Annotated in this window: 11 protein-coding genes and 1 pseudogene; 7 read left to right on the top strand and 5 right to left on the bottom strand. The window is 54.0% G+C overall.

The window, feature by feature from the left end; all coding sequences use genetic code 11:
- A pseudogene (locus tag VRY85_RS06055) lies at positions 1 to 193 on the top strand (IS3 family transposase); the annotation flags it as partial.
- Between the two features lie 193 nt (positions 194 to 386).
- Complete coding sequence (locus VRY85_RS06050) at positions 387 to 1088, top strand: aspartate/glutamate racemase family protein (protein WP_414597711.1); 702 nt, start codon at positions 387 to 389, stop codon at positions 1086 to 1088.
- Between the two features lie 285 nt (positions 1089 to 1373).
- On the opposite strand, the gene VRY85_RS06045 is transcribed toward VRY85_RS06050, so the two are convergent.
- Genes VRY85_RS06045 through VRY85_RS06030 form a run of 4 tightly spaced genes read right to left on the bottom strand, consistent with a single transcriptional unit; the run spans position 1374 to position 6362 of the window.
- The gene (locus VRY85_RS06045) at positions 1374 to 2690 is read right to left on the bottom strand and encodes an McrC family protein (RefSeq protein WP_414597710.1); all 1317 of its coding nucleotides are present in this window, start codon (positions 2688 to 2690) and stop codon (positions 1374 to 1376) included.
- Positions 2668 to 4656 carry an McrB family protein gene (locus VRY85_RS06040; RefSeq protein ID WP_414597709.1) on the bottom strand — a complete coding sequence of 663 codons (1989 nt, stop codon included), beginning with the start codon at positions 4654 to 4656 and terminating at the stop codon, positions 2668 to 2670. The genes VRY85_RS06045 and VRY85_RS06040 overlap by 23 nt, the downstream gene beginning before the upstream one ends.
- 57 nt (positions 4657 to 4713) lie before the next feature.
- A complete protein-coding gene (locus tag VRY85_RS06035; RefSeq protein ID WP_414597708.1) occupies positions 4714 to 6063 on the bottom strand; it encodes a DNA cytosine methyltransferase in 1350 nt (449 codons plus the stop codon).
- Positions 6060 to 6362 (bottom strand): hypothetical protein, encoded by a 303-nt coding sequence (locus VRY85_RS06030; protein WP_414597707.1) that lies wholly within the window; start codon positions 6360 to 6362, stop codon positions 6060 to 6062. The genes VRY85_RS06035 and VRY85_RS06030 overlap by 4 nt, the downstream gene beginning before the upstream one ends.
- A 697-nt stretch (positions 6363 to 7059) precedes the next feature.
- Here VRY85_RS06030 and VRY85_RS06025 point away from each other — a divergent pair.
- Both VRY85_RS06025 and VRY85_RS06020 read left to right on the top strand, forming a co-directional pair.
- A complete protein-coding gene (locus VRY85_RS06025) occupies positions 7060 to 9102 on the top strand; it encodes a ParB/RepB/Spo0J family partition protein (protein ID WP_414597706.1) in 2043 nt (680 codons plus the stop codon).
- Positions 9103 to 9156: 54 nt separating this feature from the next.
- On the top strand, positions 9157 to 9363 hold the full coding sequence (locus VRY85_RS06020) for a hypothetical protein (protein WP_414597705.1): 207 nt from the start codon (positions 9157 to 9159) through the stop codon (positions 9361 to 9363).
- 161 nt (positions 9364 to 9524) lie between these two features.
- Here the strand turns inward: VRY85_RS06020 and VRY85_RS06015 are convergent, their stop codons facing one another.
- Positions 9525 to 10040, bottom strand: coding sequence for a class IV adenylate cyclase (locus VRY85_RS06015; protein ID WP_414597704.1), 516 nt, complete (start codon positions 10038 to 10040; stop codon positions 9525 to 9527).
- 381 nt (positions 10041 to 10421) lie between these two features.
- Here VRY85_RS06015 and VRY85_RS06010 point away from each other — a divergent pair, with 381 nt between their 5' ends.
- The 3 genes from VRY85_RS06010 to VRY85_RS06000 all read left to right on the top strand — a co-directional run bounded on the left by VRY85_RS06010 (position 10422) and on the right by VRY85_RS06000 (position 15688).
- The gene (locus tag VRY85_RS06010; protein WP_414597703.1) at positions 10422 to 10943 is read left to right on the top strand and encodes a JAB domain-containing protein; all 522 of its coding nucleotides are present in this window, start codon (positions 10422 to 10424) and stop codon (positions 10941 to 10943) included.
- Between the two features lie 501 nt (positions 10944 to 11444).
- Positions 11445 to 13736, top strand: coding sequence for an AAA family ATPase (locus VRY85_RS06005; protein WP_414597702.1), 2292 nt, complete (start codon positions 11445 to 11447; stop codon positions 13734 to 13736).
- On the top strand, positions 13733 to 15688 hold the full coding sequence (locus VRY85_RS06000; RefSeq protein WP_414597701.1) for a UvrD-helicase domain-containing protein: 1956 nt from the start codon (positions 13733 to 13735) through the stop codon (positions 15686 to 15688). The genes VRY85_RS06005 and VRY85_RS06000 overlap by 4 nt, the downstream gene beginning before the upstream one ends.
- The last annotated feature ends 503 nt before the right edge of the window (positions 15689 to 16191 follow it).

Raw genomic sequence — 16191 nt, 5'->3', positions numbered from 1 at the left:
TGCGCAACGGCATTATGGGCAGGAGCACGCAATTCTTGAGCGCCGCCGTAGCGTCTACGAAGCAGCGAAACGCGTTACGCCGCAGCGTTGGAAAGGCCGCCACACGCGTGACTGGAACCCGGTTCGCCAGGTGTGGTTAAACCCGCCGAAGGAACATGCCGCAGCGCCTCAAGAATTGAATCACGCGGCATGAAGAAAACGGACATCATTGTTGACAAACACCGCCTGGGTATCAGCCCGTAAGGGCTTACCAGGTCGGCCGAGCGTGGTGCTGAGGTGGTGGTCAATGTACCCATATTGGGTATTTTGCTGCCCATATTGGGTGGGTTTGTCTAGTGCGAGCCATACAATGAATGCCACGGAAGTCGTGGGAAGAAGGAGGCAGTGTGAAAACAATTGGCTTAATTGGTGGAATGAGTTGGGAGTCGACCATTCCTTACTATCGCCAGATCAACGAAACAATAAAGCAGCGCCTTGGCGGCCTGCATTCAGCAAAAATCTTGCTCTACAGCGTAGATTTTCAGGAGATCGAAGCGCTACAGCGTGAAGGTCGGTGGGACGAAGCCGGAGCACTGTTGGCTGATGTTGCGCGGCGGCTTGAGGCAGCAGGTGCCGATGGTTTGGTGCTGTGCACCAATACCATGCACAAGGTGGCTGCGGCCATTGAAAATGCGGTTGACATACCGTTGCTGCACATCGCGGACCCGACTGCTGACGCGATCAAGCGTTCCGGGATCTCAACGATTGGCTTGTTGGGTACCCGGTTCACGATGGAACAAGACTTTTATCGTGCCCGCCTGGCTGAACGGCACGGCCTGAAAGTGTTGACTCCTGACGTTGATGATCGGGATACCGTGCATCGCATCATCTATGAAGAGCTATGCCTTGGCCGGATTAAGGCAGAATCGCGCGATGTGTATATCGAGGTGATTGCGCGGCTGGTCGAGCAGGGCGCGCAGGCTGTCATTCTGGGCTGCACTGAAATATCGCTATTGATAGAGCCCAAGCACGTCAACATTCCTTTATTCGATACGACGCAATTGCATGCTGTTTATGCGGCGGATTGGATGTTGGGGGGGCAAGCCTGAAGATTGATATTCCCTAGCGAAGGTATTAGGCCGGAAGCTCGGAGTGCCTGATGGTTATAGAACTGCTTCTGGAGAAGCTCTCGCGCCGAGCGCATGGCTTCAGAAATTCTGGGAATTACCGCTTGAGGGTTTGATTCAGAACTGATGGTGCCCGGGGCCGGAATCACACGTTGGCTGTAAAGCCAATGTTCATAAGGGTTTCGGAGATTTCTTATTTTTAGGGGTACCCCTTTGGGGACGCTCAGGACAAACGTTGCGCATAAACGACGTATTTTGGTGGTCTTGTTAGGCAATAGCCTCTATTCTGGATTTGACAACCGGTAGGTCGTTCACAGTCAGCAGTTTCTTGAGCAGCTCTCTTGTTGCGATGAGGGTGGATGCCAGTAGCGGAACTTTTACGATATGGATCGAATACTTTTTATTACCCAATATAGACTCGAGCTTTTCATAATAGCCAACTTTACCTGTTTCGTTTGTCACATCGGGATATAGGAGGACAATGTCTGGGCAGTTGAAACAAGACCCATAGGTCAAGACCTGATAGATGTCCTCACGAGAAATTCCAAGATGACGCTTGCGCATGTCAAGGGTTTTCCATTTTGTGTCCACTATTAGTACGGTCTTTCCTTGGCCGTTGATCAGCCTAACATCAGGTATCAGCTCAAAAACCCCTTTATTGTCACTCCGTGAGCATGCAAACGTACCGCGAGCCTGAGACTCAGAGACGAGTCCAGCAATCGGTGAGAGCCAAGAAAACTCCTTGGCTATGAATCGCTCAAAGAGGCGGGATGTGAAAATAATTTCTGCTGTGGCAAGCTTCTCTCCTGCAAACACCCCAACACCCTCTTCGTTCAAGAGGGCCTTGCTCTGCCGAAGTAACGAGTGATAGATCGCCGGGAGTCGGTCTGTGCGCACTTTCGCCCATTCGAGACGGTGATCTCTGGATACATCAACTGAATCTAGTTCAGATATGCATAAGTCAATACGTCCACGGATTCGCGCAGAGCATCTCGGACGGTAGCGAATTAAGACTTCCTTGAATATCCTATTCTCGGGAACATCTTCGGTTAGAGACACCCAGGATGACGCAAAGCGGCCTGGTCTTCTAATGCTTTCATAGCATTGGTCCGGAAACATTATCCGGCCTCTGGGTGAGGCTAAGCTTTCTGTGGATGACACATATCTTCGAATTACTTGGCTACGTCGGGCGAGCTGCAATTCGTCGCAGAATACCTCAAGGAGGGCGTCATATCTCCCTCCGTCTGCGCTTAAGAATGCAAGACCGGCTGTCACCGACTGGGCTGACATGGCACTTGCTAACATTGCCGACAGGTTGCTATCTATGCGAGATCGAGCTTCTGGCTCAAGTAGTGTCGCTCCAATTGGAGTAACCTCAAGGGTTACAAGTGGGGTTTCCAACGTGCCCGTCCAGAATTTAGGAACTAGCGCTTCAGGAAAAACATCAAAATACGCAGTGGGTTCTTCCCCGATATTATGTTTCCACGCAGTAATAATCGAAGTTAATTCTTCTAGAGACTCCAACTCAAGTCCTGGCCCTACACGCAGCTTAGACCATTCTTCACACTGCAGTAGGCGTTTCATCGTGTTCTCCCTCACCGTCGCCGAGGTTAGTTAAAACTGGTGACTCTGACCGGCAAAGCTTTAGGAGGCAGTTGATCGCGTGAGCTTCATCATCTGGTCCAGGAATCATCCGCGATGGATTCCAAAACCGAGGGTCTAACTCAAGACTTCTTGGGGTGGTGTGGGGACGGTAGCCATAGGCGGAAGCAATATCCTGATTTATACCAAATAGCTTTTTGAACTGTTTCTCGGGAGGGTTAAGTTTGAAGAAATTCGACGTCTCTGAGGTCGAGTCTCCAAGAACCATTAAAATCAAACCTTCATTGCCGTAGAAATACTCACGAAGTAGCGGAATAACCTTAGTTGCAAGTCGATCGATTACTTTCGCATTGGTGTCGCAGCCGACAAAGTAGCCATGGCCGATGCAATGATCTGTATCCAAGAGATGCTCGATCCTTGCGTTTATCGTTCGCAGAAGATGCCCGCAGTCGACCGACTGTGCATCTGTCGTGCTTCGCAGCAAAGAAGGCTCCGGTGGTATTTGAATGAAATCGAACCGACGGCGAAGGGCATGATCAATAAGCGCGATATTCCGATCAGACGAATTCATTGTCCCAATTAAATGCAAGTTTGATGGCATGAAAAGACGAGATTCAAGCTCTTCTGCACGAGGGTATTGCAATTCTATGCCAATCGGAAATTCAGCCCCGACTCTCTTATCGGAGTCCAAGGTTGATATCAACGGACCTAGGATTCGGCTCACATCTCCTCGATTAATTTCATCGACGACAATGACAAACTCCTTTCCGGGGGCCTGAAGAGCTCGCCGAATCATTCGAAGCAGTAATCCTTCATGCACCTTGTAACGTAGCTGGCCCTGTGGAGAAATTTTCGCAGGCCCAGCGTCACCACCTTCATCGTCAGTCGCAAGATCATCCTCTGAGATCACAGGTCGAATCGATTCAACGAGATCCTCGTACTGAAGTGATGGATGAAATGTTATAAAAGCGCACTGGTCTCGGTAGTCGTTGAATTTCTCAAAGGATGTCGTTGGGTTTCCTTTGTCGTCAAATCCTGGTTCGACAATCTTCACCGCTTCGCGGACAGCGGATAAGGTTTTTCCAGTTCCTGGAGGGCCGTAATAAACGCGCACAATGGATCTGGTTGAACTTTTCTTTCTCAACAGCAACCGAGTGCCAGCTGCTGCTAGATCTTGGAGCGCGAGCGCGCGTAGAGCTTCAAACTCCTCAAGACCTCCAAAGGGGTAGACCTTCGCAGAGAGGTATTTTGCAGTGGTCGCCAGCTCGCTTAGTTCGCGATGTAGGTCGACTTCTGTTACTGAATTGGGTAGAACCTTGATCGTAATGAAGGATGCTAAGATTTTCTTGAGTGTTGTGGTTCGAATATCTTTCAGAAAAACAACATCAGGGGCAATGGAAAGTCCAGCGACCTCAGATAGCGGCGTAGGGAATAAGCCGTTTTGATCCCAATCTATGCTTGATATTTTTCTGCCATACATGGGGCCCTTTCCATCACTCATCAACGCTTCAGAGGCTATATCAAAGAGAAGATTTGATACTCCGCCGAGTTTGTTGTGGTTCTGAGCATTTTGATAATGAGATGCCAAGCCGATCAGGATGGCGCCCGCCCGTGGTAAAGCCATGAGAGCAATACGCCACCCTGCGTTACTTCTATATCGTTCAAAGAGGTCTTTTCGATAAATCCCAAGGTTCAAGAAATGAACATCTCCAAGCCAGGTACCGTAGTCTGTTTCTCCCAGACCGGCTGTTTCCAGCTTGTGTTTTATGCTACGTCGAAGCTCATTGGTCCAGAGATTGCTGATGTTAGCTGGCGTGTAATAGTTGAAATCTGCGTCTACGCCCCACTCGGCCTCAGGAAGCAGCATGCCTAGCTCAGTAAGGGCATTCTCTCTCTCGGCGTCACAGGTCAGCTTACTGTTTGATCGGAGTAGGTCAAGAAGTGCCATATCTATCCTGAATGAAGAAAGGGGCGGTAAGCCCCTAGAATAAACTCTGCCTGTTGATCACGCAGCAACAGTGCCGGATATTTTTTTGCTCAAGGTTGAATTTTTTTTGTTCTGCGTTGGCGTTGGAGCAGGAAAAACATCGGTAGACTGTTTATCGAGCAAGTTGACGAGATTGCGCAAGGCCAGACCAACACCTTCAGCTAACAGTGGAGGTACTGCATTGCCCACTTGCGAGCACCTGGCCACATCATGTTTTCGGCGTGGTCCGTTAATTGTATATCGACCGTGAAAGTGAAAATTGTCAGGAAAGGATTGAAATCTTGCCATTTCGCGGACAGTAATATTCCGTGGCTCGGCGTAGTGAATAAACTCATCCGGATGGGTCGTTATCGTTGATACGACTGCCGAAGGATCAATGAGAACCTTTTTGTCCTTTTTTGTGCCGTTTTCAAGCAAGAACACTTTTGACAGTCTTCCAGGTGGCTGAGTCTGGTGAGCGAGCTTGTACAGTGTTTGGATTCGCTCACCGTGTTTTGAGAAGCGGTGTGAGTTAGGAATGCGCCCTGTCTTTTCACCTTTCCTCATTGCACGTGCGTAAGCAGAGATCGCCTTTGTGTAGACGGCAGATTCAAACTCTGGTGAGTCAGGACATTCGACCCTGATACCTCCGGTAAGATCACCTATTGCTTCCTTGGCAGTAACGTTCTTGGTTTGATGCAGGCCCCAACGTTGACGTACCACGATAGCTGATTTATTCAGCATGTCATCGAGAGTTGCTTTAAGCTCCGTAGACGGTAACGTGCAGTCCTGAATGCCCACGATAACCACGCGACGCCGGGATTGAGGCACTCCGAAGCGGCTTGCATCAAGCACATCAAAGACGCTCGTATAACCGAGCGCAGAGAGCCGTTCTATAACAGCATCTGCAACGGACGTGCTCGCCTCGCCTGGGCGAGCAACAAATCGACGTGCAATCCCTTCGACGTTTTCGATTAGAACTACTCGTGGTCGTACAAGCTCGACCATGTCTAGCATTTGGTAGACGAGGCTATTTCTTTCGTCTGTTCCATCACGACGACCGCCTACGCTGAACCCTTGACATGGTGGCCCTCCAGCCATCATCGTGACAGTGCCGCGTAAAGATCGTAGGCGATTTCTCATTGACTCGTCTTTTAGGAGAGTGACGATGTCATGGTTGGTCTTTGGCAGCCAAGCAGGCCAGTTCTCAAAACTTGCGTACGGGGCGTCGGACGCTAAGAGGTTTTGAGACAAGGTCTCAAACGCCATCGGATCACGCTCTATTGCGAAAACTCCGCTCCAGCCTGCCTCCTTAAGTCCGAGACTTAGGCCTCCGCATCCAGCAAAGAGGTCGATACAAGAAAGACTTGGCTTGTATGGTGTTGTCACTTCTGCGTTTCCGTTATAGCAGTCTTTTTTTGCACTTGCTGAGTTCTGATCTTCCTAGAGACCGGCGGTAGCAACGATTCTTGGAAGGGATATTGTTCTCTGTCCATGTGTTCCTTGATCAGTCGAACAATCAACGTTGATTTTTTGTGTCCCCGGTCATTGCAAAACGCTTCGAAACGGCGGGCTTCGGGATCGGGAACAAGCACTGATATTTTTTTCGGCACAGTCACAGACGCTCCTGGGGCAAGGTAACCTTCATTAAGCCACCAAAAGCCGCATAAAGCAAGATAAGTGCGCATATGTGCGCACTTTGGTGGCAGAGAAATTACCTCTTCTGTAGCGTAGCTGCCTTGACCAGAACGCTTGGCTCTGGAGTAAGTTCATTGGGATAGTATACCCCAGGAAGCTGTGTTTTTGTACAGTATTTATGTGTTGCCTCGTTTGATCGGGCGGGGCATAGGCGGTGGTTACCTTTTCAAGGGCGGGCCGATTTCTCGGTTCCGTCCTGATTCTTCCTGAGGCTCGCCTGGCACGTGGCTGAACTGCGATCATACGTCCGCGCTTTACGCACCTCCCTGCTCCAGGTTCGCGGTCCGCTCATCCCTGACGCCTACGGCCCGACTCCCTAGCTTCGGGCCTGCGCGCTTTGCTTGCGTGCTGTCGGCACCCAATCAGGCCGTTGCCGGCTTCATCCGCTTTCCTTCCCTCATCGCCAATCTCCGCGACGGTAGCCCGTGGCCGCGTGCCGTCAAGGCGCGCCAGGCCGTGTCCTCGGCGTGCGCCTGCGGGCCGCACCCACCCTGACGCTTGTTTCCTTGACTGCCCGACGGCTGTGGGCTCCTGACGCCGCGGGCGATGAACTCAGGAAAACGGTGGCAAACCAGGCCAACCGGGGTCTTCGTGCCGACTGCACCAACTGCCGAAAGGCTTTGGGCTCCGAATCTAGGAACCCGGTGTGCAGTGAACAGCCAACCAAATTTTGTCAGGAGAATTGTCATGAACGCCATCAACACCATCGAAACCCAAGCCATCTCGAATGTGACCGCACATGCCGTCGCTGCCTCCCAGACCGAGCGCGTCGGGCAGGAAACGCCAGCCCCGCAACGCATTCACGTACCGGTATCGCAGTTGCGCGCGTCTCGCCGCAACGTGCGCAAGACCGGCGCGGCGGGTCAGTCCATTGAGGCGCTGGCCGCCAGCATTGAGAGGGTCGGCCTGCTGCAAAACCTCACCGTCACGGCAGCCGCCAACGGCGCGCATTACGAGGTCGTGGCCGGTGGGCGACGCCTTGCCGCGCTCAAATGGCTGGTCAAGACCAAGCGCCTGGATGCACACTGGTCGGTGCCGTGCCTGCTGGTGCAAACCCAAGATGCCCGCACGGTCAGCTTGACCGAGAACGTGCAGCGCGAAGCCATGCACCCGGCAGACCAGTTTGAAGCCTTTGCCGCACTGCTCAAGGAAGGCCGCGCCATTGAGGACATCGCGGCCGATTTCGGGGTCACGCCTTTGGTGGTGCAGCGTCGTCTGCGGCTGGCGAACGTCTCGCCGCGTCTGATGGCGGACTACCGCGCCGATCAGGTCAATCTGGAACAACTGATGGCCTTGTCCATCACCGATGACCATGCAGCGCAGGAAGCTGCCTTCTACGATGCCCCGGAATGGCAGCGCGGCCCGCATGCCTTGCGCGGACGCTTGACCGAGCGTGATGTGGACGCCAACCATCCACTGGTCCGTTTCGTGGGGCTGGACGCCTACGAAGTTGCAGGCGGCAGCATTCGACGTGATCTCTTTGCCGAGGATGATAGCGGCATCTATCTGGATGACTTCAATCTGTTGGAACGGCTGGTGCAAGAAAAGCTGGATACGCTGGCTGAATCTGTCCGCGCCGAGGGGTGGGCATGGGTGCAGGCCGTGTCGCAGTTCAGCTATGCAGACCGCCAAGCGTTCTATGCCGCGCCGCAGGAAGATCGGGAACCGACCCCCCGCGAAGCCCGGTGCATGGCCGTGCTGCAAGGCCGCGTCGAGCGAACCAATGCCGAGCTGGATGATGCCTATGAGGCCGAGGACGCGGACAAGGTGCAGGCGCTGGAAAGTCGCCGTGACGCTCTGATGACGCAGCTTGCCGAGATTGAGGAAGGCCTGTTCGCCTACCCACCGGAGACCTTGAGCGTGGCCGGTGCCGTGGTCAGCATCGACCGGGAAGGTCAGCCCGTCATCCATCGCGGCCTGATGCGCGAGGCCGAGGCCAAGGCGCTGCATACCTTGGATCGCCTGCGCCAAGGGTTTACGCAGAGTGACATCGAGGGGGAAGACGCGAACAGCGGCGGCGATGACGCGCCTGCCAAGGCCGGCATTTCAGATCGGCTGGCCCGGCGTCTCAGTGCTCACCGTACCGCTGCCGTGCAGGTTGAATTGTCTCGCAGGCCACAGGTAGCGTTGGCCGTGCTGGCGCACAATCTGGTGCAGACCACCATTCAGGACAACGGGTATTGGTCGGCATCTGTGCTGGAAGTGAGTGCAACCCGGAAAGGTGATTTCGAGCGAAGCGCCTCGGACTGGCCGGACTCTTCGGCAGCCACCGACTTGCATGAACAGGTGCAGGCATGGCGTGAGCGCTTGCCGTCTGACCGTGATGCCTTGCTGGCCTACCTGATCGACTTGCCGCAGCCTGAACTGCTGAACTTGCTGGCGCTTTGCACAGCGCTGACTGTGAACCTGACCGTAATGCGTGCCGACCAGCCGCAGCCAGGGCAAGACATTGCGCAGGCGGTGGCGCTAGATATGGCGGTGTGGTGGCAACCCACTGCCGAGAGCTATTTCCAGCATTTGCCTAAAGCAGCCATTCTTGAGGCGGTGGGTGAGTACGCGCCCAGCGAAGTCAGTCGCCTGTCCAAGCTGAAAAAAGCCGCACTGGTCAGCGAAGCCGAACGGCTGGTGGCAGGAACTGGCTGGATGCCCGGCTACCTGCAGGCAGAGACGGGTGTCGGTGAGTCGGAGCAGGAGGATATGGCCGACGCGGATGCGGTCATCGCGGCCTAATCGGCTGGCACCCTGGCCCCGGTGTTCCGGGGTCAGGGCTGCCTAAGACTTTCCATGAACAGGAATCGGCCTGGACGGCCGCAAGCGAGCGCCAGCGGCGACAGCGATGTTCAGGCACATCGCTGGTTTGGCGTGAATGATATCGGTCTCTACCGTCCGCCATTGGGCTGGACGGTAGAGACCGAGTGGACAGACGTTCATCCGGTCACCGGAAAACGTCTGCGCAACAGACAGTGGTGGTTGGTGGCCACCAGGTTGTAGTTTCCAGCCCCGGCGGGCGCTTTGCGCTCCGATGCCGGGGCTGGTCAATCCTTGAACAGCCCGATGCAAAGTCAACAGCATCAAGGGTTGCAACAAACCCTTCATCACTTATTCACAGGCTTGCCCACCGTATCGGTGGATAAGCCTGCTGGGGCATTGTTTCATTTCTGACGTTGGAGCATGTCCAGGTAGGCATCCTCGATCAGTTGCCCGGGCGATACGCCCAGTTTCTCCATGATCTGGTGGGCTTCAGCAATGCCCGAGGACTGGGGCTCGTCGTCCTGCAGTACGACTTCAAGTTCCAGGAACTCGCCCAGGCCTTGCACGCGGTCCAGGTGGATGCGTGTTCTCCCCGTCATGACCAGGGTGCGGTGTTTGATGACGCGACCCAGCACGCCGTGGGCGGCGGCCAGCACCTCGCGCAGGGTATCGGGCTCAGTAGTGCGGCTGATCAAGTAGAACGATGTCTTTGGGCCAGCCTGGTCGGCGCGTTGATAGAAGATCAGCTCGCCCTGGCGCTCATTGAATGTCCTCAGCTTCAAACGACCATTCTCGCATTGGAAGAAGGTGTCGTCCTGGTGAAGCTCAGTCGGTTCTTCTGTAGCGATGGCCAGGGCTTTGGGCATTACCGCGTCGATGCTGTCGATGTGCGCCTTGATTTCGATGTTTCTTGCCATGGGCTTGCTATCTTGAAAACGGATCTTCTCTCCATTTTAGGAGGAAGGCGTATGGCTGATTTTCTCCATGAACCTGTACGTCTGCGCTGAGCGCACCGGGCTGCTGCAGGTTCGCTGTTCGCTCATCCCTGGCGAGACTGGCGTTGCCAGCCTTGCGCATCCCTGACGCCTGCCGCGTGCCGTTCGGCACTTGCCTCAAACCCAGAGTGAGGGTGGGGCGGCTTTGCTTTCTCCTCATTGTGTCACGCCGGTCTGGCCGTCAAGGGCGGCGCGCCGTGGCGCTTGCGGCCGTGGGCCGTCGTTGACCCTGTGACGGCTGGCGCTGCGGCGTGCCCCTTCGGTTCCAGGCAATTCCGCCTGATTCCGAACCGGAGACTCGTCATGCAGCAATATTCCCTTTTTCTGGATTCCTATCACGCTGGCGCTTTGTTGGTGCGTGAGGCCGATGGCGCGGTACGCCCTGCGCATCGTAAAGAGATACTGGCGGTGGCGCGTGAACTGATTGATATCGACGATCTACGCAGCCAGGATCTGTCCAACCCTGGCTTGGTCAGGGAGTTCCTGCGGCTGCGCTTCAATGCGGCGCTGGAGCATGAGGTGTTCGGGCTGATTCTGCTCGATAGTCAGAATCACCTGATCGCCTATCTGGAGCCGTTTCGCGGCACGATTGATCAGGCTTCGGTATATCCGAGGGAAGTGGTCAAGCTGGCCTTGCAGCACAATGCCAAGTCGGTAATGCTGGTGCATAACCATCCGTCAGGGAGCGTCGAGGTGAGCAGTTCTGACGTGGCTTTGACTAAGCATTTACAGCAGGCACTTGGTCTGATTGATGTGTGGGTGCTGGATCACTTCATTGTGGCAGGAAAGGAGGTTATTTCAATGGCGGAGAGAGGGCTGATCTGATTGATATTAGGGAGGCCTTGAGGCCTCCCGTATATTCTTGTTGAAAAAGGAGGGAAATAAACAACAGGAGCCTGTCCGTATTTTTGTGGACGAGGCGTTTGAAAGGTTTTTATCCACGCGCCGCAGTAAGCCAATCGACGAACAATAGCAAACTGGTTTATTGCGGATTTCCAGTCGAAGGTCGCTCTAACTGACTTAGCCAGCACGTTGCGTAGCCTTCAGCGTGCGTGGCTTGGCAAGCTTTGCCAAACTAAAATGCGATTGTGGCCAGAGAAACTATACAGTGGGCTATTCCGCTAGGTGGACTGGTCACATTTAAGCTGCGCATCATCAGCGTACAAGCGCTTTTTAATTACAAAATGTAATATAGCTGCTACCATGATCATGCGCAGCCCACTCGACGAACAACCGTGCATCACGGTAGCTTTAAAGGGACTGCTCTAAAGGGGAAAAATTATCTCTCACGCAATCAAAGCAGCGCCTGTTGGCGCTTCAACGGCAGTGCCCGGGCCGTCGCTGCCAGCACCTAATCTGTCCTCTCCTATCCGCCTAGCATGTGTCGAAGTTTGCAATTTCCGGCGCCTTGCACGCACGCGGCTTGATCTTGATGAGGGAACTACGATTCTGGTCGGTGCGAACAACAGCGGCAAGACGTCGCTGCTGACCGTACTACGGAATTTTTTGGGGGACTCTCCAGGTTTCCGTCCGTATGACCTAAGCCTTTCCCAATGGGCCAAGCTTCGTGAGCTAAGCAAGGCTTGGGAGGGGCTTGCTGAAGATCCGGCTACCGACACGAAGGATGCCGAAGAGTGGGAGTGTCAGCTACGGACCCTGCTGGATTGCATGCCGTTCGCCGATCTGTGGTTCAACGCGAAAGAGGGAGCCTACAGCTACGTAGCGCCCTACATCACCTCGTTGAAGTGGGAGGGCGGTCTTGTTGGCGTACGAGTCCGCCTTGAACCTGTTTCCAACACCGATGACTTAAGAAAATTGGCGTGGGGCTATCGTGAGGCTCGATTCCCAGTGAAGGGGCTTCCACAAGAGGGACATGCGTGGCCGGTCGACATCATTGATTATTGGCTGAGAAACCCATCAGATCTACGTCGCATCGTTTCGTACCGCCTTGATCCACAGAAGGGGCCACTGGCACCTGCGGTTGCCGCGCTCCCGCAGAGCTTGCCACCGAGCTCTGCTCCAGTGGACCTGAGTCACCTGCGGAAGCTAGTTCGCGTCGACTTCGTTTCAGCGCAACGCGGGCTCGGATCTGAGGAAGATGAAACTCGAACAGAGTCACCAAGTTCGCGGCCAGGCATGTTCTCCAGTCAACTGCTCAAGTTCGCGCGGCAGCATCTGAATGTATCTACCAGCGCTCCGGCGCAAGGTGAAGCTCTCGTAACCGCTATCGCGAAAGCACAGGCCGATCTTGACGAGTTGATCTACAAGGCACTCAAGCCAGCCATGGAGGACGTTGAGGTCCTGGGTTACCCTGGTCTGCACGACCCTCAGCAGTTCCACTTTCGAACTCGAATTCAGACAGCGGACCTTCTGGCGCATAGCACCGCAGTCCAGTATCGCATTGACAAGACGGCTGTCGATGAGTCCTTGCCAGAGCATTCCATTGGTCTCGGTTATCAAAACCTTCAGTCCTTGAGTTTTATGCTCGTTTCATTCAGAGCTGCGCGTCTGAATCCGCCGCAGGGAGCACCAGCCGCCGTGCACCTTGTGTTAGTCGAGGAACCAGAAGCCCATCTCCATGTTCAGGTTCAAAGAAACTTCTCATCTAATGCGCTTGGGCTCATTCAGCCTAAGGAAGCAATCCATTCCAATCTGCGTAGCCAGTTGCTAATCAGCACACATTCCAGCCACCTGGCGCACGGTGACAGTTTCACCCGCCTTCGGTATGTGAAGAGGTTGTCGGGTACATCGGAAGGGGCAAAGCCAAGCACGGAAATTGTGAACCTGGGTGATGCTTTCGGTGACGATGTAGAGACTCGTATTTTTGCCGAGCGCTACTTCCAAGTGCAGCACACAGATTTGCTGTTCGCAGATGCTGCGGTTTTCGTCGAGGGCACTGCTGAGCGAATGCTCATACCGCTCTTTATTGAACGAGATTTTCCGAAGCTCTCCAAGAAGTATGTGTCCTTCGTAGACATTGGAGGGAGTCATGCACACCGGCTCAGGCCTCTCATTGAGCGCCTTGGTATCCCGACCGCAGTCATTACCGACTTGGACCCGGTTATTCCAGTCAAATCCGCAAGCGGGAAAACAGTGCGGTCTGCTGTGCATATCGCTGGCCAGGCTGACTTGGAGTGTGGCAATGACACATTGACTTCATGGCATCCCAAGCTTGCTAAATTTGAAGGATATGGAACGCCTACGGCAGCAGAGCTTGAATGGATATCACCGACAGGCGTGAAAGTTCGGTTTGCTTGGCAACTGCCAGTCGCTGCGGCCAGCGATCAATGGCCAAGCTCATTTGAAGATGCGCTCGTATTGTCGAATATCGCTTGGTTCAAGAAACTTGATGAAGAGGTTGACGAAAATGGCAAGAAACGAAAGCACCGTGGTGCCCTGGGCAAGGTGATTGATCTCGTGCTGAATTATCCCGACCATGTGAAGCTTGTGGCGGAACTTCACAAACTGATGCACGGCAGTTTCAGCAAGGGGGACTTCGCCGCCACGATTTTTGAAAAGCTCAACGCTGGCGCTGAGCTAGACTGCCCTGGGTATATCAAGGACACACTTGCCTGGCTAAGTACCGAGCTGAAGGTCACCGCAGGTGAAACCCCATGAACGTACCAGTCCAGCAAACAGGCAATGACCGTGATGCTCACGTTGTAGAGGAAATCTGCGGATACGTCACTGCCCCGGTCCCCTTGAGTTTCTTCCTCTTTGCGGGAGCAGGTTCAGGAAAAACGCGGACGCTCGTTGAGGTGCTCCGAAGAATTACCGGAGTTGTTAAACATGAAGCTGGCGGGGAATACGCTAAGCGCCTTCGCAGTCAAGGCCAAGCTGTGCGAGTCATTACTTACACAAAAAATGCAACCGATGTTGTTGCGGGGCGATTGGGGAAGAATGACCTGGCAGTCGTATCAACAATTCACGCGTTCTGCTGGGAACTCATCCAGGGGTTTGATGTAGATATTCGAGAGGCACTGCTTGCACTTAAAGATGAGGAACTGGAGGCCGCTAAAAAGGCAGCTGCGGAGAAGAAGAATGGAGAAACCGATACAGATCGCAAGAAGTACGCGGAAATTGCGGCTGAAGTTGACAAGATACGCGTCGTTGAGAAATTTCTCTACCACCCTGATCGCAACACATATGGCAACGGCGCCCTAGCACATGCAACGGTTCTCGCGGTTGCTGCTTGGCTTGTCAACTGCAGGCCGACGCTACAGCGCATTCTGGAAGAGCGGTACCCCTTGGTGCTAATAGACGAGTCGCAGGATACTATGAAGAGCGTCCTAGATGCACTCTTGAACTTGGAAGCCACGCGGTCAGGAAAGTTTACCCTGGGACTTCTTGGGGACCATCGTCAGCGCATTTATCCGGACGGTCATCGTGATTTGCCAGCACATGTGCCGGCTCACTGGGCGTTTCCTGCGCTGAGAATGAATCACCGAAGTCAAAAGCGGATTGTGGACCTTATCAACGCGATTTGGTGCGCCGACATCACTGGCCGCACACAGCCCAAGTCGGGTTTTGCTCAGCACCCGCGAGAAGAGAAATCAGCAGGCACTGTTCGCATCTTCATCGGCGATGCTGCGTTGGCAACGGAAGAAAAGGTTGAGCGTGAGCGTCAATGCGCTGCGGCTATGGCAAAGGCGACCGGGGTTGACGCTTGGACGGATGAGACGCGTAGGTTCAAGACGTTGGCACTTGAACACAAGCTGGCGGCGAAACGAGGAAGTTTCTTCGACGCGTATTTCGCCATGGATCTATTGGATGAAGACGCGGCTGCTCCAAAGAGTAACGGTGAGCGGACTGGACCGGCTATGGTGCGACCTTTGCTTGGCTCAATCCTTGACCTCGCAGCTTGCTTCGAACCTGGGGGTGATTTGGACGAGTTCGCGGTGATGGACGTGCTGCGAGCGGCGAAAGCGCTTGCAAATCTCCCCGAAGATGTCGAAGAGCGGCGGACGCGACTCGCAAAAATACACGATGCCGTGACGGCCTTTGGTGCCGCGAGCCGAAATCCTGACGCCACTGTTCGAGATGTTTTGAGCCCTCTGTTGAATGCGCAGATTTTTGATGCAGACGACCGCCTTGTTGCGGCCTTTGCTGATGACTCACCTCCTCCCGATCCTCCAAAAGTGGTGAGCAAGGAAGAAAGGAATGACCGGCTGAAACGGGGCTGGAGTCATCTCTTTAAGACGCCTTGGCCGCAGATTGCACGCTACCGAGATTACTTGCACGGAGAGGCCAAACTTGCCACCCACCAAGTTGTCAAGGGCTCGGAGTTCCAACACGTGATGGTGGTTATGGATGACTATGAAGCAAGGGGGTTCTTGTTCTCATATGACAAAGTGTTCGGGGCTGAGCCGCTCTCTAAGGGGGACAGCGAGAACGTCGCGGCGGGTAAAGAAACCACCGTCGACCGTACCTTGCGATTGTTGTATGTAACTTGCAGCAGAGCTGAGGAAAGTCTAGCACTAGTGTTGTGGGCGGGTAATCGCGCGGCAGCAGCCGAAGCAATTAAAGCTACCGAGTGGTTTCAAGAAGGAGAGATTTCCCTATTGGACTGACCACGAGATGTGCTGTATCGGCAAGACCTGCAATTCGCGATACATAGGTTAAGCAGTAGCTTTCAGTCCGCAGGTGTCTGCCGCTTGGAAGTGCTAAGAGAGGCATCCAACTTTTACTGATTATCAATATATCAAAAAAATGGCACGGTTTTATTGTCTCCAAATCATTCCCTCTGCTTTGGGGAAGTCATCTCAATAGTGGTTCCCGGCTTCACCATTCTCGTGGCACATCAAAGCTGAGACCCAGCGTCCTAACAGCTAGATATGTCTTGCTACGCCACAGTCAGACCCTGCTGGTTGTGATTTTCCAACCATGCAGCGATGCTGCAGTTAGACGGTTATCGTCAAATGTGAGTGTTGGCCTGAGAGTCAGCCTTCGCGCGCAGCCGTCTCGCAATGCCTTCCATTATGCAGGGTTTTTGTCGCAGCTATGAGCTCGAGACATAACATCCGACATCGACGCTAACTGAGGCCGCACCACAATCGTCAAGGCAGTGCCGATG

The organism is Achromobacter sp. F4_2707 (assembly GCF_047501535.1).
GTDB lineage: Bacteria > Pseudomonadota > Gammaproteobacteria > Burkholderiales > Burkholderiaceae_B > Yanghanlia.
Note: the sequence above shows the minus strand (reverse complement) of the source record. Positions and strands in the feature narration are given on the sequence as shown.

Excerpts from the sequence above, each read along its gene's own strand:
- VRY85_RS06045 (WP_414597710.1), bottom strand. The coding sequence starts at position 2,690 with ATGAAACGCCTACTGCAGTGTGAAGAATGGTCTAAGCTGCGTGTAGGG.
- VRY85_RS06040 (WP_414597709.1), bottom strand. The coding sequence starts at position 4,656 with ATGGCACTTCTTGACCTACTCCGATCAAACAGTAAGCTGACCTGTGAC.
- VRY85_RS06030 (WP_414597707.1), bottom strand. The coding sequence starts at position 6,362 with ATGCGCACTTATCTTGCTTTATGCGGCTTTTGGTGGCTTAATGAAGGT.
- VRY85_RS06025 (WP_414597706.1), top strand. The coding sequence starts at position 7,060 with ATGAACGCCATCAACACCATCGAAACCCAAGCCATCTCGAATGTGACC.
- VRY85_RS06020 (WP_414597705.1), top strand. The coding sequence starts at position 9,157 with ATGAACAGGAATCGGCCTGGACGGCCGCAAGCGAGCGCCAGCGGCGAC.
- VRY85_RS06015 (WP_414597704.1), bottom strand. The coding sequence starts at position 10,040 with ATGGCAAGAAACATCGAAATCAAGGCGCACATCGACAGCATCGACGCG.
- VRY85_RS06010 (WP_414597703.1), top strand. The coding sequence starts at position 10,422 with ATGCAGCAATATTCCCTTTTTCTGGATTCCTATCACGCTGGCGCTTTG.
- VRY85_RS06000 (WP_414597701.1), top strand. The coding sequence starts at position 13,733 with ATGAACGTACCAGTCCAGCAAACAGGCAATGACCGTGATGCTCACGTT.